The sequence below is a fragment of the Rhodanobacter sp. Root561 genome (genome assembly GCF_001427365.1).
Taxonomy (GTDB): Bacteria; Pseudomonadota; Gammaproteobacteria; order Xanthomonadales; family Rhodanobacteraceae; genus Rhodanobacter.
Map to the genome: position 1 here is coordinate 881,637 of NZ_LMGH01000001.1, position 19,964 is coordinate 901,600.

Here is a 19,964-nt window from a genome sequence, read left to right on the forward strand (position 1 = left end):
GTGCGCTCCTACGGGTGTTTCAGGGCATCACCGGCGGCACATAATCCAGCGTCATCCCGAGCAGCCACAGCATGCCCAGCACCAGCGGTACATGCACCACCAGTTGCACGAAGGTGTAGCCGACCACGTCGCGGGCTTTCAGCCCCAGCACGCCCAGCAGCGGCAGCATCCAGAACGGGTTGATCAGGTTCGGCAGCGCCTCGGCCGCGTTGTAGACCTGCACCGCCCAGCCCAGATGCACGTGCAGGTCGTTTGCCGCCTGCATCACGTACGGCGCCTCGACCAGCCATTTGCCGCCACCCGACGGCACGAAGAAGCCGAGGATCGCCGAGTACGCGCCCATCACCGCAGGGAAGCTCTCGGTGCCGGCGATATGCACGAACAGGTTCGACAAGCGGTGCGCCAGCGTCGAGCCATCCGCACCGGGCACGTGGGTCAGCAGGGCGGCGATGCCGCCGTACAGCGGGAACTGGATCAGCACGCCGGCGGTGCTGGGCACCGCGCGATGCACCGCATCGAGAAAGCTGCGCGGGCGCCAGTGCAGCAGGATGCCCAGGGTCAGGAACAGGAAGTTGTAGGTGTTGAGGTTGGCGATCGCGCTTATCGCCGGCTTGCTGGCGAACTCGTGGCCGAGCCAGCCCAGTCCCAGCAGGCCGATCGCCAGCGACAGCAGCGGGCTGTATTCCAGCCACTCGCCCGGTCGCGTGCGCGGCGGCAGGGCCGGGGTCGAGGTTTCGCCGACGTCGAAGTCCTGCGCGGTGCGCACGTTCGCGTCCGACGGCGCGGTGAACCAGCAGACCAGCAGCGACACCACGATCAGCACCGCGGTCAGCACGATCGACTGCCACAGGAAAATCGTCTGGCTGAAAGGCAGCACGCCGGTGATCGCCAGCAGGCCCGGCGGCATGCTGGCCGGGTTCGCCTGCAATTGCGCGGCGGACGACGACAGCCCCATCGCCCAGATCGCACCCAGGCCCAGATACGCCGCTGCACCGGCCGCGCGGTAATCCATGCGCAGGTCGCTGCGCCGCGCCAGCGCGCGCACCAGCAGGCCGCCGAACACCAGCGAGAATCCCCAGCTGAGCAGCGACGCCAGCATGCTGACCAGGGCGATGTAGACGATCGCGCCGCGCCCCGTGCGCGGCGCCCGCGCCAGCACGTCGATGAGGCGCGCCACCACCGGCGCGGTGGCCAGCACGTAGCCGCCGATCACCACGAAGGCCATCTGCATGGTGAACGGGATCAGGCTCCAGAAGCCGTCGCCGAACGCGCCGACGGCGGCGACGGGTGTCGCGCCAAAGGCCAGCGCCGCCAGCGCCACCAGCACCACGCCCAGCGCGGCAAACACCCACGCATCCGGAAACCAGCGCTCCGCCCACGCCGCACTGCGCAGTGCGACGCGCGCCATCCAGCCATCCCGTTGTTCTGCGCTCATGTTCTGCCCCCTTTTGCGATCGCGTCATCGTCACGCGCGGGTCGGGCGAAGAGCAACCCCACCCCAACCCTCCCCTACTTCGCAGGGGAGGGAGCAGAGCGCGCAACGCTCCTCCCCCTGCATGGCAGGGGGAGGTTGGGAGGGGGTGCGCTCTTGATCTCGCTCAGGTGGAAGCCGCGACTCCAACCTGCTTCTTCTGCTTCGCCAGCGTGATCACGACCAAGCCGCCCAGGATGATCGCCATGCCCAGCAAGTCGTACGGCCCCAGCTGCTCGCCGGCCAGCAGGATGCCCAGCAGCACGGCGACCGGCGGATTCACGTAGGCATAGCTGGTAGCCAGCGCGGGACGCGCGTGCTTGAGCACGTACAGGTAGGCGCTGAACGCCACGATCGAACCGAACACCGCCAGATAGATCAGGGCCAGCGTGGCATGCATCGTGGGATGCGCCGGCAGGCGTTCGCCGCTGAGGAAGCCGAACAGCAGCAGCGCGACGCTGGCGGTCAGCATCTGCGCAGCGGTATTCATCGGGCCTTGCGGCATGTCGCGTCGACGGCTCCAGGCCGAACCGAACGCCCAGCACATCGCCGCCACCAGCAGCGCGATCGCGCCGAGCCGCGAGCCGGACAGGCTGCTGCCCAGGTTCAGCACGATCACGCCGACGAAGCCGATCACCAGGCCGACGCTCTCGCGCCGGTTCGGCCACTGCCCGTACATGCCGGTGAACAGCGCGGCGAACAGCGGCATGCTGGCCACCGCCACCGCGGCGATACCCGAGCTGACGCGCTCCTCGGCAAAGCACACCAGGCCATTGCCCATGCCGAGCAACAGCAGTCCGGTGAACGTGGCGTTGCGCCATTGCAGCGGCGTCGGCGCCGCCATGCCGCGCCAGCGCAGGAAGCCATACAGCGCCACGCCGGCTCCCAGGAAGCGGATGCCCGCCAGCAGGAACGGTGGATAGCTTTCCAGAGCGAACCGGATGCCCAGGTAGGTCGAACCCCAGATCACGTACAGCGCCAGCAGCGACAGCGGAATCAGGACGCGGGGATCAGTCAGGCTGCGCGGCCTTGTGGCCGCGTCGGAGGCAGAGGTGTCGTGCATGGGGGCGGATCGTATGGGGACGGCGCATTATCCATCCCTGCGCCGGCTTGTGCCCCTGCCGGACGACTCAGTGCGCGACGGGCCGACCCTGGCGGATCACCACGAACTCGCCTTCCAGCACGGCCGGCTGGCCATTGCCGGCCGACGCCTTCCGCTGCACCGGCGAACGCCCCTGCTTCCACTGGCGCACGGCCAGCAGCACGATGCCGCCGACCAGCAGCACGCCAGCCACCACCAGCCCGAACACCAGCAGCACACCCAGCACGGCCACGCCCAGCACCAGCGAGAGGGCGCGCGCCAGCGGATGGCGGGGACGACGAAGAGGAGGCAGGGAGAAGCGCATGTGTTAAAAATCCGTATGGTAAAATCAACGACTTACGCGACCACCATGGGGCCATCCGCCCCCCGAGGCAAGTGCCGATGGATATATCCACCCCCGCCGAATTGTCGCAACCACCGGCCCTGTGCCGGCTCGACGACATCCCCGACGGTGGCGCCACCGCGGTGGACGCCAGCCTGGCTGACGGCGAGGAAAGCCTGATCCTGCTGCGCCGTGGCGAGCAGGTGCACGGCTATCTCAACGTCTGCCCCCACGCCGGCCGCCGCCTCGACTACGCCCCCGGCAAATTCCTGCTGAAGAACGACACCCTGATCTGCGCCGTGCACGGCGCCACCTTCAACCAGGGCGATGGCTTGTGCATTGCCGGGCCTTGTCGCGGAGAACATCTGCGCGCGGTGGCGGTGCAGGTGGACGAGGGCGAGGTGAGGCTGGCGTAGCGCGGCGGGAAGAGCGACCCCACCCCAGCCCTCCCCTGCGAGGGGAGGGAGCAAGGCGGTTACTCGGTGATCTTCTGCAGGTTGTACTGCAGGTCGTCGCTGTCGCGGTCGCTGGTCAGGTCGTAGAGGTTGTAGCGTTTGGCCAGGCGGGCGCCGCCGTCGCGCAGCAGGGGCTGCCACAGGATGTTGGCGCTGCTGGTGTGCGAGCTGGGCAGCATCAGGTCGAACGGGATCGACAGGTAGATGCCCTTGTCGAAGCTGCCTTCGCCGAACTGCTTCGCCGAGACATTGGTGAACGTGGCATACGCACCCATGCGCACGCCGTTGTGGAACTGGCGCGACACGTCGATGGTGGCGCCGCGATCACCGGCCAGGTAGCGGCCGTAGCTGAGCGCCAGGGTGACGTCCTTGTAGCCCAGGTCGAAGTAGCCGGTCACGTGGCCGGTGGCGACGTGGTAGCGGCGGAACGAGAAGTCCTGGTCGAAGCCGCGCTGCTTCACCCAGTTGGCATCGACACCGATCGCCCAGCGCTCGCCCATCGGCCGGTACAGCACTTCGCCGCCCACGCCGCCGTACATGCTCTCCAGCATGCCGCCGTATAGAAGGCCATACAGATCGGTGCCCAGGCGGCGGCTGGCGGTCAGCTGGAATACCGGCATGGTCAGCCGCGAGCTGGTCAGGTACTCGCGCACGTAGGTACGCACGCGGGGCAGGTTGCTGGGTGCGTCGTACTTGAAGTGGTCGTAGTTGTTCAGCAGGTTCGCGCTGAAGTTGCCGCTCCACCACAGGTTCGGAGTGAAGTGGAAGTTCGCGTCGTAGTTCGCGTACACCTGATACAGGATGAAGGCGTCGGGGCCGCCCAGCGATTGCGCGTAACCCACCGCCAGGTTGCCGCTGAACTTCTTCGGCGTGGCACGGTACAGCACGTCCTCTCGTTGTGGCAGCGGCGGGTTCTGCTCGACGCTGCGGCGGAAGTCTCGCAGGTCGATGTCGTAGTTGAGCAGTTCGTCGAAGCGCTGCCGGTGCACGCTGGTCGCCACGATCGGCAGGCCTTCGCGGGTGGACACCACGGTGTACCAGTCGGTGCCCGGCGCCAGCTGGTTGTCCAGCACGCGCGCGGTGCGACCCAGCGCCTTGGCCGTATAGAAATAGCGCTGCTGTTCGCCGGTCACCACCACTTCGCGGCCACGCCGGCTGATCTTCGACACTTCGATGCCGGCGTTGTCGCGCAGCTGCTTGCTCACCGCCGTCCAGTCGACCTGCTGCGGCGTTTGCGTGGGCGGCCTGTCGGCGCGCTCGGGCAGGGGCGGATCGAGCAGCTTGGTGGGGCCGCTGCTCCGGGCGAGGTTCGTGTGCAAGGTGAAGCCGAACATCGCCACGCGCCCGCGCTCCAGCGCCAGGCTGAAGTCGACGTTGCGGTTCAACCGATAGACCGCGCCGATGTTGATCGGCGTGCGTTGCGGCTGGTTGTTGCCCTGCGGTTCGTGTTTGTAGTCGTTGCCTTCGTATTCCAGCTTCAGGATCAGCGGTTGCCACGGCGTCTGGTAGCTGATGCCGCCGAACAGCGCCGCACGCCCGCGGAAATAATCGTGGCTGTTGAACTGGCCGCCCGGATCGTTGCCGCGTCCCGGACGCGTATCGAATCGGTTGCTGATCAGCGCCAACGGGTTGCGGACATCCCCGCGATTACCCATGTAGCCCCAGGCCATGCCCAGGCTGGCATCGATCGGGCCGAAGCGCTTGCTGGCCACCACGTATTCGCTGGAGAACAGACCGGTGCCACCCAGGTCACGGATGCCCACCGACAAGGTCGGCAGGTAGTGGCTCTCGCGCCACAGCCGCACCTTGGCGTCGATCGACTTGTCCTTGAGGCTCTGGTTGCCGCTCAGGCTTGACGGCCCATACAAACGATTGCTGATGCTGATGTAGCGAAAACTGCCTTCCAGCCACGGCAACGGCTGCAGGGTGAAGTTGTAGCGCGTATACGGCGACGTGCGGCTGGCGGTGAAACCCACCTCGCCTTCGTCGGCCATGCGCGCGGTAGGTGTCTGCAGCAGGCCGGCGCCACCGAAGTCGCTTTGCGTGGGCGCGTTCTGCGCGTGCACCGAACAGGTCATCAGCCAGCCGGCCAGCGGCAGCAGGCAGGTGCATTGACGGCGGATGTGCTGGAGGGTGTTCAAGCCTTTGGGGTCCGTGGCGTGGTGCGGTGGTGCGATGTGTCTGATGCGATGAGCTGGGGCAGGCGGGCAGGGAGGTCAAGAGCGACCCCACCCCAACCCTCCCCTGCAAACAGGGGAGGGGGCACGAGCAGCGGCGCGCTCCGGCTCTTCTCCCTTACCTGCTTGCGACCGAAGGAAGTCCCTGTGGGACAGGGGAGGGTTGGGGTGGGGTGTTCTTCGCGAGCCACGTTCATCACGGCGCCCCCGGTCCCGGCAACACCTGCGTCGCCAGGAACGCGGCGATGTCGCTGTTCATCGTGGCGTCCACCTTGCGGGCGGCGCGCTCGCGCAGCGGCACGTAGATCACCGCGCCTGGCGCCAGTGCCTGCGCCTCGCTGCGATTCCACAGGGCCACGCCCTGCACGAACACCCGGCCGTCCGGCTCGATCACGTAGATGCTGTCGCGATCCGCGGCGTCGCCGAGCGCACACGCGTCCAGGTAAAGCCGCGCATCCTGCAGCGGCACCAACGGCAGGGTGCAGGGTTGCTGCACGGCGCCGACCACGCGGATGCCGTCGGGACGCAGCGGATAGAACAGCTCGTCGCCGGCGGCCAGCAGGTGATTCTCCGGTGCATTCACTTCCACCGCGCGTGGATCGAGCAGCGCCGGCGACTCACGCCCGGTTACCGGCAGCGAGCTGATCCAGCTCCGCAGCGCCGCGCTGCTGGCGGCCAATGCCTGGTCGTCGCCTGCCAGCGCCCGCTGTTGCAGGCTGGCCAGGTCGAACAGCACGCCGGCCTTCAATCGCTGCTGCGTGGCCAGCAAGCCTGGCCGCAACCAGGCCGCGCCTTTCATGTAAGCCTGCGGCAGCGGCTGCGCGGCAATCGCGGCATCGCTGAGGCGGGCAGGGTCGCTCAGTTCCGTGTGACCCGGATGCGCCACGGCACCGCGCACCTTGACCTGCACCGCCGCGGCTGCCGTCGACCAGCCCAGCATCAGCAACACTAAGCATGCGCGGTTCATGGCTGCGGCTCGCGGTAGGGGCGCAGTTGCACCAGTTGCAGGCTCAATCCGGGCGCCACCTGCTGGTCACTCTTCCAGATGAAACCGTCGCGCGGGTCCACCCAGTAGTGATTGGTGACGCGGTAGTGCAGCGACGGCACGTCGAGCTGTTCATCCACCCGCAGCACGTCGTGGGTCTGGTCGAGGATGCTGATCTGCTCGCGACCCGCCGGCGTCAGCGTGGCGTCGACCGGCACGCCGTAGCGATAGCCCGGTGACCAGTCCTTGCCCATGCGGTAGCTGACCGGCGCGGTGAGCGTCTGCAGGCCGCGCGCGAACGGATCGTCGGCAGGCAGTTGCACGCCGTCGAGGTCCTGTCCCAGTCCGGTGGTCTGCACCACGCGGCCGCGCTCGATGAACACCACCACGCCATGATTGCCGTACCACGCCTGGCGTCCGCCATCGACGTTGCCCAGGATCAGCACCGCGCTGCCTTCCGGGCTGGTGGCCTGCAACTGGAAATACGGCTTGGCCGCCACCTCGGCCGCGGTTGGCTGCACCTGCGGCCGGCCCTTCGCGGCAAGCCGCATCGCCTTGATCGAGGATTGCGAGAGTTCGCTGCAGCCGTGCAGGCCGAGCAGCAGCGGACAGGCCAGCAACAGCCAGGGCAGCGTGCGCGCGACGACGGGCCGCGCCGTTGACGCCGTCGTGCGTTCGCTGTTCGTCAACTCGTCTGCGGGCAAACCGGTGCTCCCCTTCCCTGATCAGTACAGCGTAATTCGTGGGGCGGGCCATGCCCGCCCCGTGCAAGGGCATTCCTGCCGGGTGCGCTCAGAAATCCTTGTTCGCGTTGGCCGCCGAATTGATCAGGCCCGAGAACGGCAGCAACTGGCTGAAGAAGCGGTTCCAGCGGGTCACGCCGGCCGGTCCCACGAACACCACGTCGCCCGGCTTCACCATGAACTGGTCGGCCAGCGCGAAGGCGGCCGGCGAGCGCGCGTCCAGGCTGAATACCTTCGACGGCGCCTGCTCAAGATCCTTGACGCCACGGATCACGTACACCGCCTTGCCCTTGGCGCTGAGCGGGTTGAGGCCGCCCGCGCGTCCCAGCGCCTGGGTCAGGCTGAGGTCGGAAGTCTTGAAGTTGATCGCCATCGGCCTGACCACTTCGCCCACCACATACACTTCCTGGCGGTCGTTGTACGGCAGGAACAGGCGATCGCCCGGCTTCAGGTAGATGTCCTGCGCCAGATTGCCACCGTTGTTCAGTGCATCCAGATCCAGGTGGTAATCCTGGCCGTCGCGGGTCAGCACCAGACCGGAAAGATTGGCCTGCTCGGTATTGATGGTGGCCGTGCCCAGCGCCTGGGCCAGGGTCAGTGGCACCGCGGTGATCGGCAGAGGATCGGTTTTCGCGAATGCACCCTGCAAAACGATGCGTTGGCTGCCATAGCCGCTCACTGCGACATCCACTTGAGGCTTCTCGATGTACTGGGCTAGTTTGCTGGCGATGGCATCGCGTAGCTCCTCGATAGTCATCCCTTCAACTTTCAGCACGCCCACATACGGGTAGAACAGGGTTCCATCTGAGCGCACCAAACGACCATTGGCGACGCCAGGTTGCTGGGAACCTGCGGGAGCTGTCAGTTCCGGATGCTCCCAAACCGTAATAAACAAGCTATCGCCTGCACCAATGTGATACGACTGCGGTTGGTACGCCAACAGAGCTGGAGGTACTGCTACTGCTTGAGCGCTGGCTCGATTCATGGCGATCAGCTTCGGAGTGATCGGGACAAGCTCGACCTGGCTGTTGTCGACCGTGTCGCCGCGGGAGAGTTCGCTGGTCGACATGTGCTGGCCGGGCGCAAAGGCGCAACCGTGCAGCAGAGCAGCGCAGGCAACTAGAGTGAGGGCAGGGAATGTTTTCACGATCGAAGAGGACTCAAAGGCGACAGAGGGAACGACAGACACGACAAACGTGCCGAGCGAAGTCGGCACGTTTGTTCGAGATCAGTCACAGGATATCAGTGGGTACCGGTGGTACCAGGCACCGGATGCGAGTCGTCGCGAGCGACGCCAGCCACCACGCCGACGGTTGCCACCACCGCGATGGTCACCGCGATCACCTGGCCAGCAGTAATACCGCCCGTGGAGGCGACACTGGCGGTGTTGGCGCCTGCCACCGTGGGCTGGGCCGGCGGGTTCTGGGCGCTGTCCGATTGCGGCTGCGCCGCCATTGCCAGGCCGGAAGCCATCAGTCCAGCGGTCAGAAGTGCGGGAAGAATCATTTTCATGTGTTGCTCCTTGTGACCGGTGTTCGGGAAAAACAGCGCCGTCAGTATAACCAGCGGTCGTGAAGGAACCATGTACGCGGAGGCTGGTGTAGTGAAGGTGAAGGCTGATAGGGCAGCAGCGCAGAGCAGGAGCACCCCACCCCGGCCCTCCCCTGCCGAGGCAGGGGAGGGAGAAAGAGCCGCTCGCAGTGGACAAGCCCAAGGAAGGGCCCGGCCGACTTGATGCGTGTCAATGCGTGCCGGTGGTGCCGGTCGTTCCCGTGGTTCCGGTAGTCCCCGTGCTTCCGGTACCCGGGACATGCCCGTGGTTGTCGTCGTTGCCTGCTCCGGCGGCGACGGCAACGACGGCCACCAGGGCGATGCCGGCAGCGATGGCCTGGCCCGTCGTGATGCCCCCGGTGGAGGCGGACCCGGCAGCGGCGGCGCCGGCGACGGCCGGATTTGGCGAAGGGTTCTGGTTCTGGGCCGACGGCATCGGTTCTGCGGCCTGGGCCATTCCCGCGGCCAACAGGCCAGCGGCCAAAAGACTTGCAAGCATCATTTTCATGGGCAATCCCACGGCACCGGGATTCCGCCTGTCACCCGACCTTACCAAAGCAAGGTTAAGGAAAGATGTACGGCAAGAGCGCATCGCCGCCCCTTCGGCCTGGAAGCTCATGCGCACAAAAAAGCCGCGCCAGAACTGGCGCGGCTTTCGAGGTGATGCATTCGCTCAGTTCGTACCGGTGGTGCCGGTCGGCGGCGGCGTGCTGGTCTTATGGTCGTTGCCGCCGCTGGAGGCAGCCACGATGGCGCCAGCGATAACCACGCCACCGATCACGTAGAACGGCGTCATTTCGCCCAGCGACTGCGTCGTGGCGGTCTTCGCGCCAGCAACTGCGGGCGCCGGCGGGGTAGCGGGCTGCTGCGAATCAGCGGACTGGGCCAGCGCGGAACCCATCAGGCCCGTCGCCAGAAGAGCAACGATCATCTTCTTCATGAATATTTCCCCGGGAGGCATGGCGTCAAGCGGACGTGAATTCCGCGCTTGCCGAGTATACCCACAATTCCGCAGGGGTACATACATGAACCAGTCAGGCTGGGGCCGCCAAGCTGGCCGGGCTTCGGTTATCATGCCGGGCTGGTCGGGAAACGTGCGTGCGTCGCGGTTGTGAAGATGTCTTCGCGGAACGTTGCGCGATACCGCCAGCAGCTCCAGGGGGGGAGTGACCACAAATCCACAGGAGCGCGGGACGCCGGGTGCTACGGGCGAGCCTGCCAGGCAATCGAGGAGTCATCGAGTTGTTCAAACGGATCTTGACCGTCTGTATTGGCAACATCTGCCGCAGCCCCACCGCCGAATATCTGTTGCGCGAGCGCCTGGTTTCGAAGGACATCGAAGTGAGCAGTGCCGGTTTGCACGCCATGACCGGTTACCCGATGGATGCCACCGCGATGCAGGTGATGGCTGAGCACGGCATCGACGGCGCGGCCCATCGCGCACGTCAGCTGACGCCGGCCATGCTGCGCGAAGCCGACCTGGTGCTGGGCATGGAGAAAAGCCACGTCGACGCGATGGTGCGGCTGGCTCCGGAAGCCAGCGGCAAGATCTTCGTACTGGACAAATGGGTGCAGGCACGTGACATCCCTGACCCGTACCGCCAGCAACGCCCTGCGTTTGATCACGTACACGATTTGATCACACAAGGTGTTGATAGCTGGCTGCGCTACCTGTAATCCACCTTATATATACCGACTAGGAAAGTTCCTGCATGGCCGCTACGCAAACCCCGTCGTCCAGCGACGACGAAATCGATCTGGGCGAACTGCTCGGCACCCTGATCGACCACAAGTGGCTGATCATCGTCGTCACCGGCGTGTTTTTCGTGGTCAGCGTGGCCTATGCGCTGCTGGCCACGCCGATCTACCAGGCCAACGCCATCGTGCAGGTCGAGCAGAAGGTGCCCAGCCTGCCGGGCCTCAGCGACCTCACCCAGACGCTGGGTGCGTCCAGCTCCGAAGCCACCACCGAAATCGCGCTGATCACCTCGCGCACGGTGATCGGCGGCGCTGCCGACAACCTGCACTTGGCGATCAGCGTCAAACCGCACCGCTTCCCGCTGTTCGGCAATTTCATTGCCCGCCGCTATGTGCGCGCGCAGCCCGGTGCCGTGGCCCCGCCGAAGTTCGGCATGAACAGCTACGACTGGGGCGGCGCCGCGCTGGACATCTTCCAGCTCGAGGTTCCCGCCAGCCTGCGAGGCAAGACGCTTACCCTGATCGCCGGCAACAACGGCGCCTTCAGCCTCCGCGATGACGACGACAACGTGCTGCTCAACGGCCAGGTCGGCAAGCCCGCCAGCGGCCACGGGATAACCATCCAGGTGAAGGCGTTGGCTGCCAACCCGGGAGCCTGCTTCGACGTGGTGCGCCAGAGCGACCTGGCCGTGATCACCAAGTTGCAGCAGGATGTGAACGCCAGCGAGCAGGGCAAGGATTCGGGCATTCTTGCCCTGACCTACAACAATGCCGATCCGCAGCTGGCCGCCAATCTGCTCGATCAGGTCAGCGAGATCTACGTGAAGCAGAACGTGGACCGCAATTCCGCCGAAGCGGCCAACAGCCTGAAGTTCGTCAAGGAACAGCTGCCCAACGTGCGCCGCGACCTCGAAAAGGCGACCGCTGCGCTGAACGCGTTCCAGACCCAGGCCCATTCGGTCGACATCACCATGCAGACCAAGGGTCTGCTGGACCAGACCGTCGCCATCGAAACGAGCATCCAGCAATTGCAGATGCAACTGGCCGACGTCCAGCGCCGCTTCACCCCCGAACATCCGGCGTACAAGGCGCTGATGCAGCAGATCGGCCAACTGCAGGCGCAGAAGGCCGCGATGGAAAAGCAGGTCGGCGATTTGCCCGACACCCAGCAGGAATTGCTGCGGTTGACCCGCGACGTGCAGGTCAGCAACGAGACCTATACCAGCCTGCTCAACCAGGCTCAGCAGCTGGATATCGCCCGTGCCGGCACCGTAGGCAACGTGCGCATCATCGACAGGGCCGCAGTGGACACCAGCCGCCCGGTGAAGCCGAAAAAGGCCATCATCGTGCTCGGCGGCACCTTCCTGGGCGGCTTCCTCGCCGTGGCCTTCATCTTCCTGCGCCAGATGTTGAACCGCGGCGTGGAAGATCCCGCCGCCATCGAACACTTGGGCTTGCCGGTCTATGCCTCGATCCCGTTGAGCGAGCAGGAAATCGCCATCTCGGTAAAGGATGTGCACCATCACGGCAGCAACGGCAAACAACACCTGCTGGCTGTCAGAGCGCCGGCCGATCTCGCCACCGAAGCGTTGCGCAGCCTGCGCACCAGCCTGCACTTCGCCCGTTTGGAAGCGAAGAACAATCTGCTGATGATCTCCGGCTCCAGTCCCAATGCCGGCAAGACCTTCGTTTCGGCCAACCTGGCTGCGGTGATCGCGCAGGCTGGGCAGAGGGTGCTGTTGATCGACGCCGACATGCGCAAGGGCGGCCAGCACAAGGTGATGGGCGGTAAACCCGAGAATGGCCTGTCCGAGCTGGTCACCGGCCAGCTTGAACTGCCCGCCGCCATTCGCAAGGTCGACGGCGTCGAAGGCCTGCACTTCATCGCCCGCGGCAAGGTGCCACCGAACCCCTCCGAACTGCTGATGCACGCGAACTTCACCGCGTTGCTCAACAAATTGATGCCGCTGTACGACTTGATCATCGTCGACACCCCGCCGATCCTGGCGGTGACCGATGCGGCCGTGATCGGCCACCATGCCGGCACTAGCTTGCTGGTAGTACGCTTCGGCCTGAACCAGATCCGCGAAATCGCCCTGGCCAAGCAGCGCTTCGAGCAGAATGGCGTCGAGATCAAGGGCGCCATCTTCAACGCCGTGGAACGCCGCAGCGCTGGCTACTACTCCTACGGTTACTACGAATACAAAACCGCTAAATAACGCGTGCCGCTCTGCTTCCTCCCCTGCCTGCAGGGGAGGATCGAGGTGGGGTAGCTTTTGCGTTTGCTATCGCTCTATTCCAACAAGTTGCCGAAAGCCACCTTCATCCATTCCTCCAGCAACACCCCATCGCCGCTCCACCCGCCGTTCCAAGGCAACGCTCAAAACCGCCCAGCCTCGCCCCTGCAACACGAAAACCCCATAATCAGCGGTTGAGCCAGCGCCATCGGCTCCCCTGTTGCCTTGTTCCGCCAGACAAGCTCGTTCCAATACATCCAACGGAAGCCTCATGCACTCACTGGAAAACACGAAGATCGCCATCATCGGCCTCGGATATGTCGGGCTGCCGCTCGCCGTGGAATTCGGCAAGCACTTCGACACGGTGGGCTTTGATATCAACACCGCACGCATCGATGAGTTGCGCGGTGGCCATGACCACACGCTGGAGGTAGATGCTGCCGAACTCGCGGCCGCGCCACGCCTGAGCTTCAGCGCGAGCCTGGATGACCTTCGTGGGTGCAACGTCTACATCGTCACCGTGCCCACCCCGATCGACTCGGCCAAGCGTCCCGACCTGACCCCATTGGTCAAGGCCAGCGAGAGTTTGGGCAAAGTGCTCAAACAGGGAGACACAGTGGTGTACGAATCCACCGTGTATCCGGGCTGCACCGAGGAAGTCTGCGTGCCAATCCTGGAGAAGGTTTCGGGACTGGTCTACAACCGCGATTTCTTCGCCGGCTACAGCCCTGAGCGCATCAACCCGGGCGACAAGCTTCATCGCGTTACTACCATTCTCAAAGTGACCTCAGGCTCCACGCTTGAGGTGGCGGATTTCGTCGACCGCCTGTACGGCTCGATCATCACGGCCGGAACGCACAAGGCCAGCTGTATCAAGGTGGCCGAGGCCGCCAAGGTGATCGAAAACACCCAGCGCGATCTCAACATCGCCTTGGTCAACGATCTCGCTATCCTGTTCAACAAGCTCGGCATCGACACGCTGGAAGTGCTGGAAGCCGCCGGTACCAAATGGAACTTCCTGCCGTTCCGTCCCGGCCTGGTTGGTGGCCACTGCATCAGCGTGGATCCTTACTACCTCACCCACAAGGCGCAGGAAATGGGCCACCACCCGGACGTGATCCTGGCCGGCCGCCGCACAAACGACAGCATGGGCCCGTACATAGCCAGCGAAGTGATCAGACTGATGGTGCGCAAGGGTATCAATCCGGTGCGTGCGCGCATCCTGCTGCTGGGTCTGGCGTTCAAGGAAAACTGCCCGGACCTGCGCAATACGCGCGTGGTCGATATCGTCGCGGCATTGAAGGGTTACAACGCGGAGGTCGATATTCATGATCCATGGGTCGATCCAGCCGAAGCGCAGCATGAATATGCGATTACGACCGTTGCCCAGCCGCAGGCTGGCAACTACGACGCGGTGATCGTGGCAGTCGGCCACCAACAGTTCGTCTCCCTTGGCGCCGAGGGCATCCGTGCCTTCGGCAAACCTGAGTCGGTTGTTTACGACGTGAAATATGTGTTGCCGCGAGATGCGGTGGATGGTCGTCTTTGAATCGGGATCGCACGGCATGAAAGTCTTGGTCACCGGCACTGCCGGCTTCATCGGTTCGCACGTCGCCCTCAAGCTGCTTGAGCGTGGCGACAAAGTCATCGGCTTCGACAGCCTCAATGACTACTACGACGTAAACCTGAAAAAGGCGCGGCTCGCGCGCTTCATGGATCACCCGAATTACACCCATGTCCACGGCGACCTGGCCGATCGTGCTCTGGTTGAAAGCGTGTTCGTCACGCACAAGCCGCAGCGCGTAGTCAATCTTGCAGCGCAAGCGGGCGTGCGCTACGCGGCGGAAAACCCGCATATTTACGTGGCCAGCAATGTCACCGGCTTCCTGCACATCCTGGAAGGCTGCCGCCACCACGACGTGGAGCATCTGGTGTTCGCGTCGACCAGTTCGGTCTATGGCGCCAATACGGCCATGCCGTTCTCCGAACACCAGCCCACGGAACATCCGTTGACGCTTTATGCGGCGACCAAGAAAGCTAACGAGCAGATGGCGCACAGTTATGCCCATCTGTATGACATTCCGGTAACGGGCCTGCGCTTCTTCACGGTCTATGGGCCGTGGGGCCGTCCCGACATGGCGCTGTTCCTGTTTACCAAGGCGATTCTGGCTGGCGAGCCGATCAAGGTGTTCAACCATGGTCACCACAAGCGCAGCTTTACCTATATCGACGACATCGTTGAGGGGGTAGTTCGCATCTTGGACAAGGTGCCCGGGAAAGATCCCGACTGGACGGGCGGTGCGCCCGATCCGGCCAGCAGCGGTGTCGCGCCATACCGCATCTACAACATTGGCAACGAGCAACCAGTGCAGCTCCTGCGCTATATCGAAGTGTTGGAGCGATGCCTTGGACTCAAGGCGCAGATGCAATTCATGCCCCTGCAGGCGGGGGACGTTCCGGACACTGAGGCCGATGTCTCGGAACTCATCGAACAGGTTGGCTACGAGCCAAAAGTGCTGGTGGAAGAAGGCGTCGCCAACTTCGTGCGCTGGTATCAGAACTATTACGCGTAATGGATGAACAGGTCCGGACACACATGAAAAGTTTCGCGCTCATCGGTGCTGCTGGTTACATCGCACCCCGCCACATGCAGGCGATCAAGGCCACCGGAAATCAATTGGTGGCCGCCTATGACCCGAACGATTCGGTCGGCATCATGGACAGTCATTTCCCTGACGCCGACTTCTTCACGGAATTCGAGCGATTTGATCGTCATGTCGACAAGCTGCGGCGCTCGAATCACGGCGATCGCATCGATTGGGTATCGATTTGCTCACCCAACTATCTGCACGACTCTCACATGCGCTTCGCTCTGCGATCTGGTGCCGACGCGATCTGCGAAAAGCCGCTGGTGCTGAACCCTTGGAATATCGACGGCCTGCAGGAAATAGAACAGGACACCGGGCACAAGGTCAACACGATCCTGCAGCTGCGTGTGCACCCGTCGATCGTCGCCTTGCGCGGAAAAGTCCTAGACGAAAAACGGGACACCAAGCACGAAGTCGACCTCAGTTACATCACCTCGCGCGGTCACTGGTATTTGCAAAGCTGGAAAGGCGACACCAAGAAATCCGGCGGCATCGCCACCAATATCGGCGTGCATTTCTTCGACATGCTGCATTACATCTTCGGTGACCTGCAGGCCAACGTGGTGCATCTCTCCTCCGAGACGAAGGCGGCAGGATACCTGGAGTATGAGAACGCCCGGGTTCGCTGGTTCCTCTCGGTAGATGTCGAGGATGTCCCTGACACGGCGCGTGAAGCTGGCCAGCGCACCTATCGCTCCATCACGGTAGACGGCGAAGAAATCGAGTTCTCCGGCGGCTTCACCGACCTGCACATTCGCAGTTACGAGGAGATTCTCGCCGGGCGCGGTTTCGGCCTCGAAGAGAACCGCACGGCCATCAGCACCGTTGCCGCCATTCGTGATGCCACGATTGCGCCTCTCGCAGGCGACTACCATCCCTTCCTGAAGCGGTGAACCAGATGAGCTTCTACCAGCACCCCTCGGCCATTATTGATGACGGTGCGCAGATCGGCGAGGGATCGCGCGTCTGGCATTTCGTGCACGTCTGCCCGGGCGCACGCATCGGCACGGGCGTCTCGCTGGGCCAGAACGTATTCGTCGGCAACAAGGTAGTCATCGGCGACCACTGCAAGATCCAGAACAACGTATCGGTATACGACAACGTCACCCTTGAGGAGGGCGTGTTCTGCGGCCCCAGCATGGTATTCACCAACGTCTACAACCCGCGCTCCCTGATCGAGCGCAAAGACGAATATCGCGACACGCTGGTGCAGCGCGGCGCCACACTCGGCGCGAATTGCACCATCGTCTGCGGTATCACCATTGGTGAATTTGCCTTTGTCGGCGCTGGCGCGGTGGTCAACAAGGATGTGCCCGCTTACGCCTTGATGGTGGGCGTTCCCGCGCGACAGATCGGCTGGATGAGCGAGTTTGGCGAACAGCTCAAACTGCCTTTGCAGGGGCAGGGTGAAGTGGCGTGTGAACACAGCGATGCGCGCTACGTGCTCAGTGGCCATCAGCTGCGGAAGCTGGATGCAACAGCATGATCGAGTTCAACGATCTCAAAACCCAGCAGGCCCGCATCAAGGACAGGATCGATGCGGGTATTCAGCGCGTGCTTGCCCACGGCCAGTACATCCTGGGTCCGGAAGTGGCCGAACTCGAAGAGAAGCTCGCGGCGTACGTGGGCGCCAAATACTGCGTTACCGTAGCCAATGGCACCGACGCTCTGCAGATCGCGCAGATGGCGCTGGGTATCGGTCCGGGTGATGAGGTCATCACGCCCGGATTCACCTACATTGCCACCGCCGAAACGGTGGCTCTATTGGGCGCCAAGCCGGTGTACGTGGATATCAATCCACGGACCTACAACCTGGATGCGACGCTGCTGGAAGCGGCGATAACACCCAGGACACGCGCCATCATTCCGGTGTCGCTCTATGGGCAATGCGCGGACTTCGACGCCATCAATGCCATCGCTGCGAAACACGGTGTGCCGGTGATCGAGGATGCCGCGCAAAGCTTCGGCGCGACCTACAAGGGTCGCAAAAGCTGCAATCTGAGCGCGATCTCGTGCACCAGTTTTTTCCCCAGCAAACCTCTGGGCTGCTACGGCGATGGCGGAGCCATCTTCACCAGCGACGAGGAGTTGGCCAAGGTCATGCGCCAAATCGCACGGCACGGGCAGGACCGGCGCTATCACCATGTTCGCGTTGGCGTGAACAGTCGGCTGGACACACTCCAAGCAGCGATTTTGCTGCCGAAGCTGGAAATTCTGGACGACGAGATCGCGCGTCGCCAACGCTTGGCTGAAGGCTATGAAAGGCTGCTTGACGACGCAGGCAGTGTAACAGTCGTGCCTTACGTCGAGCCCCACAACCAGAGCGCATGGGCGCAATACACCGTAGCTGTCGCTGATCGTGAAGCGTCGCAGGCACGTTTGAGCGCTGCTGGAATACCGACTGCGGTGCACTATCCGCTTCCGCTCAATCAGCAGCCGGCAGTAGAGGATCCCACCGCCCTTCTGCCAGTAGGGGATGCTGCCGCACAGAGGGTCTTGAGCCTTCCGATGCACGCCTATCTCGGCATCGACGATCAGCGCCTCATCATGACGGCGCTCTGCGCCAGCTGATCCGACGATGCGCTACGCCAAGGCAGCGATCGCAACCTTCCACGGGCGCCTAGCGGTGCTTCTGCGAAATGATTTCGTGCGTCACGTTGGTGTACTGGCTGGCGGAACGGCATTTGCGCAGGCATTGACCGTGCTCGTGTTACCCATTCTTACGAGGCTCTACACCCCGGCCCACTTCAGCGTACTTGCAGTCTACGTGTCGTTATTGGGCATTCTCTCGGTAGCGGGTTGTCTGCGCTTCGAATTCGCCATCCCTATGCCGGAGCGTGATGAGGATGCTGTCAATCTGCTTGCGCTTGCCCTGACAAGCGCGGCGGTTCTGGCCGCTCTCGTAGCAATAATCGTGTGGTCGGCACCTGATGAAATCGCTAGGCTAGTGCATCAGCCCGCATTGCGACCCTACCTATGGATGTTGCCACTGGGTCTATGGCTGGCCGGTTCTTACGCCGCGCTCCAATACTGGGCCACACGAAAGCGCAAGTTCACGGCTGTGGCACAGACGCGATTGACGCAAGCCATCGGCGGTTCCGGAACACAGATTGCGCTGGGCTGGGCCGGACTTGCCCCATTCGGTCTGCTCTTGGGGCAGATGATAAGCGTTTGTGCAGGCGTGCTCGGATTGGGGCGAGCGGCGCTGCACAACGACCGTGGGTTGCTTCGGTTTGTTGATGCCGGAAACATGCAACGCATGTTCCGGGAATATGATCGATTTCCGAAATATTCCACGTTTGACGGACTCGCTAATACAATCGGCATCCAATTGCCAGTCATCATCATAGCTGCGCTGGCGATCGGGCCTGAAGCGGGCTATTTAATGCTGGCTACACGCACGATGGCAGCTCCCATGACATTGGTCGGGGGATCTGTTGCGCAAGTCTATCTATCGCGCGCGCCCGAAGAGTTGCGGAATGGACGGCTTGATACCTTTTCAATAAAGATACTCGCTGGCCTCGCAAAAACCGGAGTTGGCCCCTTGTTATTCGCAGGGATCGTAGCTCCGGCAGTATTCCCTGTCGTTTTTGGCAAAGAGTGGCAGCGCGCGGGCGAAATCGTGGCCTGGATGACGCCGTGGTTTGTCCTGCAATTTCTTTCTTCGCCAATATCGATGGTGATGCATGTATGTAGTCGTCAAAAGGCAATGCTCGGACTCACTATCTCGGGCCTGATTATAAGGTTAGGAGCGCTGTGGATCGCGGGCGAGTATGCGAGGCGCTATTTTGCGGAGTCGTACGCGATATCCGGAGGTGTGTTTTACTTTCTCTGCCTCTTGTTATTTTCGAAAGTGGCTCGGGTCAGTGTCAAGGAACTAATGGGTGCGCTGCATAGTGCTTGGGCTCCTTTGTCGGCATGGGTAATTGTTGGAACAATAGCAAGAGTCGTCTTCGGAATGGTGCGATGATAAAGCGTTTTGGTAAATTAGTTGTTCATAATCTGCGTCCTGTACTAATTCTCATGCTTGGACTCTTCTATGAAAAAAGCTATCTCAAAAGTAAATACTTTAATCAACACCTAAGCGGCTTTGTTTGGGCTTTTAGGTCCATCTGGACAAAAAATATCCTCAGACTCGCTAAGCCGCTGCCTTGGCCGAGTGCTCTAACTTGTTACGTGTCGAACGCGAAAAACATCGTATTCCATCCCGATGATTTGAACAATTTTCAGTCGCCAGGGACATATTTTCAAAATTTTGGCGCCTGCATTTACATCGGAAAGGGAACTTACATTGCTCCCAACGTGGGACTTATCACCTCAAATCACGACACTAATGATTTGGAAAGACACGAAGGTGGCCTGGATGTAATCATCGGCGAGAAATGTTGGATCGGAATGAATGCTGTCATATTGCCCGGTGTTGTGCTGGGTAGCAAAACGATCGTGGCAGCTGGCGCTGTTGTGGCTAAGAGTTTTCCGGATGGATATATCGTCATCGGGGGCGTCCCGGCTAGAGAGTTGAGGCGCCTTGAGAACCCACACGCCGACGCTCGTTGTTAATTAAAATTAGGGAAG

The 19,964-nt window shown here is 62.7% G+C and carries 20 protein-coding genes; 10 read left to right on the forward strand and 10 right to left on the reverse strand.

Annotated features, from left to right (window positions below; translation table 11 throughout):
• Nucleotides 1-19 precede the first annotated feature (19 nt).
• From ASD55_RS03780 to ASD55_RS03790, 3 genes are all read right to left on the reverse strand, one after another.
• Complete coding sequence (locus ASD55_RS03780) at nt 20-1,408, reverse strand: TIGR00366 family protein (RefSeq protein ID WP_056763815.1); 1,389 nt, start codon at nt 1,406-1,408, stop codon at nt 20-22.
• Between the two features lie 190 nt (nt 1,409-1,598).
• Nucleotides 1,599-2,534, reverse strand: a complete 936-nt coding sequence (gene yedA / locus ASD55_RS03785; RefSeq protein WP_056763817.1) for a drug/metabolite exporter YedA — start codon at nt 2,532-2,534, stop codon at nt 1,599-1,601.
• Between the two features lie 67 nt (nt 2,535-2,601).
• On the reverse strand, nt 2,602-2,877 hold the full coding sequence (locus ASD55_RS03790; protein WP_056763820.1) for a hypothetical protein: 276 nt from the start codon (nt 2,875-2,877) through the stop codon (nt 2,602-2,604).
• Between the two features lie 77 nt (nt 2,878-2,954).
• Between ASD55_RS03790 and ASD55_RS03795 the strand changes: the two genes are divergently transcribed.
• The gene (locus tag ASD55_RS03795) at nt 2,955-3,311 is read left to right on the forward strand and encodes a Rieske (2Fe-2S) protein (protein WP_056763822.1); all 357 of its coding nucleotides are present in this window, start codon (nt 2,955-2,957) and stop codon (nt 3,309-3,311) included.
• Between the two features lie 59 nt (nt 3,312-3,370).
• Here the strand turns inward: ASD55_RS03795 and ASD55_RS03800 are convergent, their stop codons facing one another.
• From ASD55_RS03800 to ASD55_RS03830, 7 genes are all read right to left on the reverse strand, one after another.
• Nucleotides 3,371-5,491, reverse strand: coding sequence for a YjbH domain-containing protein (locus tag ASD55_RS03800; protein ID WP_082542633.1), 2,121 nt, complete (start codon nt 5,489-5,491; stop codon nt 3,371-3,373).
• A 232-nt stretch (nt 5,492-5,723) separates the two neighbouring features.
• Nucleotides 5,724-6,494: a capsule biosynthesis GfcC family protein gene (locus tag ASD55_RS03805; protein ID WP_056763825.1), complete on the reverse strand. Its 771-nt coding sequence runs from the start codon at nt 6,492-6,494 to the stop codon at nt 5,724-5,726.
• Nucleotides 6,491-7,201 (reverse strand): YjbF family lipoprotein, encoded by a 711-nt coding sequence (locus ASD55_RS03810; protein ID WP_056763827.1) that lies wholly within the window; start codon nt 7,199-7,201, stop codon nt 6,491-6,493. Before ASD55_RS03810 ends, ASD55_RS03805 begins: the two co-directional genes overlap by 4 nt.
• Nucleotides 7,202-7,304: 103 nt before the next feature.
• Nucleotides 7,305-8,324 carry a polysaccharide biosynthesis/export family protein gene (locus ASD55_RS03815; protein ID WP_056763829.1) on the reverse strand — a complete coding sequence of 340 codons (1,020 nt, stop codon included), beginning with the start codon at nt 8,322-8,324 and terminating at the stop codon, nt 7,305-7,307.
• A 173-nt stretch (nt 8,325-8,497) separates the two neighbouring features.
• Entirely contained in the window at nt 8,498-8,767 is a 270-nt protein-coding gene (locus ASD55_RS03820; RefSeq protein WP_082542666.1) for a hypothetical protein, read from the reverse strand.
• Nucleotides 8,768-8,996: 229 nt separating this feature from the next.
• Nucleotides 8,997-9,314: a hypothetical protein gene (locus ASD55_RS03825; RefSeq protein ID WP_056763834.1), complete on the reverse strand. Its 318-nt coding sequence runs from the start codon at nt 9,312-9,314 to the stop codon at nt 8,997-8,999.
• A gap of 165 nt (nt 9,315-9,479) precedes the next feature.
• A complete protein-coding gene (locus tag ASD55_RS03830; RefSeq protein ID WP_056763835.1) occupies nt 9,480-9,746 on the reverse strand; it encodes a hypothetical protein in 267 nt (88 codons plus the stop codon).
• A gap of 302 nt (nt 9,747-10,048) precedes the next feature.
• Here ASD55_RS03830 and ASD55_RS03835 point away from each other — a divergent pair, with 302 nt between their 5' ends.
• The 9 genes from ASD55_RS03835 (at nt 10,049) to ASD55_RS17930 (ending at nt 19,949) form a co-directional block, all read left to right on the forward strand.
• Nucleotides 10,049-10,483 carry a low molecular weight protein-tyrosine-phosphatase gene (locus ASD55_RS03835; protein ID WP_056718436.1) on the forward strand — a complete coding sequence of 145 codons (435 nt, stop codon included), beginning with the start codon at nt 10,049-10,051 and terminating at the stop codon, nt 10,481-10,483.
• 35 nt (nt 10,484-10,518) lie between these two features.
• Entirely contained in the window at nt 10,519-12,723 is a 2,205-nt protein-coding gene (locus tag ASD55_RS03840; protein WP_056763837.1) for a polysaccharide biosynthesis tyrosine autokinase, read from the forward strand.
• Nucleotides 12,724-13,012: 289 nt separating this feature from the next.
• On the forward strand, nt 13,013-14,290 hold the full coding sequence (gene tviB / locus ASD55_RS03845; protein ID WP_056763838.1) for a Vi polysaccharide biosynthesis UDP-N-acetylglucosamine C-6 dehydrogenase TviB: 1,278 nt from the start codon (nt 13,013-13,015) through the stop codon (nt 14,288-14,290).
• Nucleotides 14,291-14,306: 16 nt separating this feature from the next.
• Nucleotides 14,307-15,314 carry an NAD-dependent epimerase gene (locus ASD55_RS03850; RefSeq protein ID WP_056763840.1) on the forward strand — a complete coding sequence of 336 codons (1,008 nt, stop codon included), beginning with the start codon at nt 14,307-14,309 and terminating at the stop codon, nt 15,312-15,314.
• Nucleotides 15,315-15,337: 23 nt separating this feature from the next.
• Nucleotides 15,338-16,282, forward strand: a complete 945-nt coding sequence (locus ASD55_RS03855; RefSeq protein WP_056763841.1) for a Gfo/Idh/MocA family oxidoreductase — start codon at nt 15,338-15,340, stop codon at nt 16,280-16,282.
• 5 nt (nt 16,283-16,287) lie between these two features.
• A complete protein-coding gene (gene wbpD / locus ASD55_RS03860; protein ID WP_056763843.1) occupies nt 16,288-16,875 on the forward strand; it encodes a UDP-2-acetamido-3-amino-2,3-dideoxy-D-glucuronate N-acetyltransferase in 588 nt (195 codons plus the stop codon).
• Nucleotides 16,872-17,960 carry a DegT/DnrJ/EryC1/StrS family aminotransferase gene (locus tag ASD55_RS03865; protein WP_056763844.1) on the forward strand — a complete coding sequence of 363 codons (1,089 nt, stop codon included), beginning with the start codon at nt 16,872-16,874 and terminating at the stop codon, nt 17,958-17,960. The genes wbpD and ASD55_RS03865 overlap by 4 nt, the downstream gene beginning before the upstream one ends.
• A gap of 7 nt (nt 17,961-17,967) precedes the next feature.
• Nucleotides 17,968-19,359: an oligosaccharide flippase family protein gene (locus tag ASD55_RS03870; protein WP_056763846.1), complete on the forward strand. Its 1,392-nt coding sequence runs from the start codon at nt 17,968-17,970 to the stop codon at nt 19,357-19,359.
• On the forward strand, nt 19,356-19,949 hold the full coding sequence (locus ASD55_RS17930; protein ID WP_082542635.1) for an acyltransferase: 594 nt from the start codon (nt 19,356-19,358) through the stop codon (nt 19,947-19,949). Before ASD55_RS03870 ends, ASD55_RS17930 begins: the two co-directional genes overlap by 4 nt.
• The last annotated feature ends 15 nt before the right edge of the window (nt 19,950-19,964 follow it).

Excerpts from the sequence above, each read along its gene's own strand:
- ASD55_RS03855 (WP_056763841.1), top strand. The coding sequence starts at position 15,338 with ATGAAAAGTTTCGCGCTCATCGGTGCTGCTGGTTACATCGCACCCCGC.
- wbpD (WP_056763843.1), top strand. The coding sequence starts at position 16,288 with ATGAGCTTCTACCAGCACCCCTCGGCCATTATTGATGACGGTGCGCAG.
- ASD55_RS03795 (WP_056763822.1), top strand. The coding sequence starts at position 2,955 with ATGGATATATCCACCCCCGCCGAATTGTCGCAACCACCGGCCCTGTGC.
- ASD55_RS03865 (WP_056763844.1), top strand. The coding sequence starts at position 16,872 with ATGATCGAGTTCAACGATCTCAAAACCCAGCAGGCCCGCATCAAGGAC.
- ASD55_RS03850 (WP_056763840.1), top strand. The coding sequence starts at position 14,307 with ATGAAAGTCTTGGTCACCGGCACTGCCGGCTTCATCGGTTCGCACGTC.
- ASD55_RS03820 (WP_082542666.1), bottom strand. The coding sequence starts at position 8,767 with ATGAAAATGATTCTTCCCGCACTTCTGACCGCTGGACTGATGGCTTCC.
- ASD55_RS03790 (WP_056763820.1), bottom strand. The coding sequence starts at position 2,877 with ATGCGCTTCTCCCTGCCTCCTCTTCGTCGTCCCCGCCATCCGCTGGCG.
- ASD55_RS03815 (WP_056763829.1), bottom strand. The coding sequence starts at position 8,324 with ATGTCGACCAGCGAACTCTCCCGCGGCGACACGGTCGACAACAGCCAG.
- ASD55_RS03780 (WP_056763815.1), bottom strand. The coding sequence starts at position 1,408 with ATGGCGCGCGTCGCACTGCGCAGTGCGGCGTGGGCGGAGCGCTGGTTT.
- ASD55_RS03825 (WP_056763834.1), bottom strand. The coding sequence starts at position 9,314 with ATGAAAATGATGCTTGCAAGTCTTTTGGCCGCTGGCCTGTTGGCCGCG.
- ASD55_RS17930 (WP_082542635.1), top strand. The coding sequence starts at position 19,356 with ATGATAAAGCGTTTTGGTAAATTAGTTGTTCATAATCTGCGTCCTGTA.
- ASD55_RS03805 (WP_056763825.1), bottom strand. The coding sequence starts at position 6,494 with ATGAACCGCGCATGCTTAGTGTTGCTGATGCTGGGCTGGTCGACGGCA.
- ASD55_RS03870 (WP_056763846.1), top strand. The coding sequence starts at position 17,968 with ATGCGCTACGCCAAGGCAGCGATCGCAACCTTCCACGGGCGCCTAGCG.
- tviB (WP_056763838.1), top strand. The coding sequence starts at position 13,013 with ATGCACTCACTGGAAAACACGAAGATCGCCATCATCGGCCTCGGATAT.
- ASD55_RS03830 (WP_056763835.1), bottom strand. The coding sequence starts at position 9,746 with ATGAAGAAGATGATCGTTGCTCTTCTGGCGACGGGCCTGATGGGTTCC.
- yedA (WP_056763817.1), bottom strand. The coding sequence starts at position 2,534 with ATGCACGACACCTCTGCCTCCGACGCGGCCACAAGGCCGCGCAGCCTG.
- ASD55_RS03840 (WP_056763837.1), top strand. The coding sequence starts at position 10,519 with ATGGCCGCTACGCAAACCCCGTCGTCCAGCGACGACGAAATCGATCTG.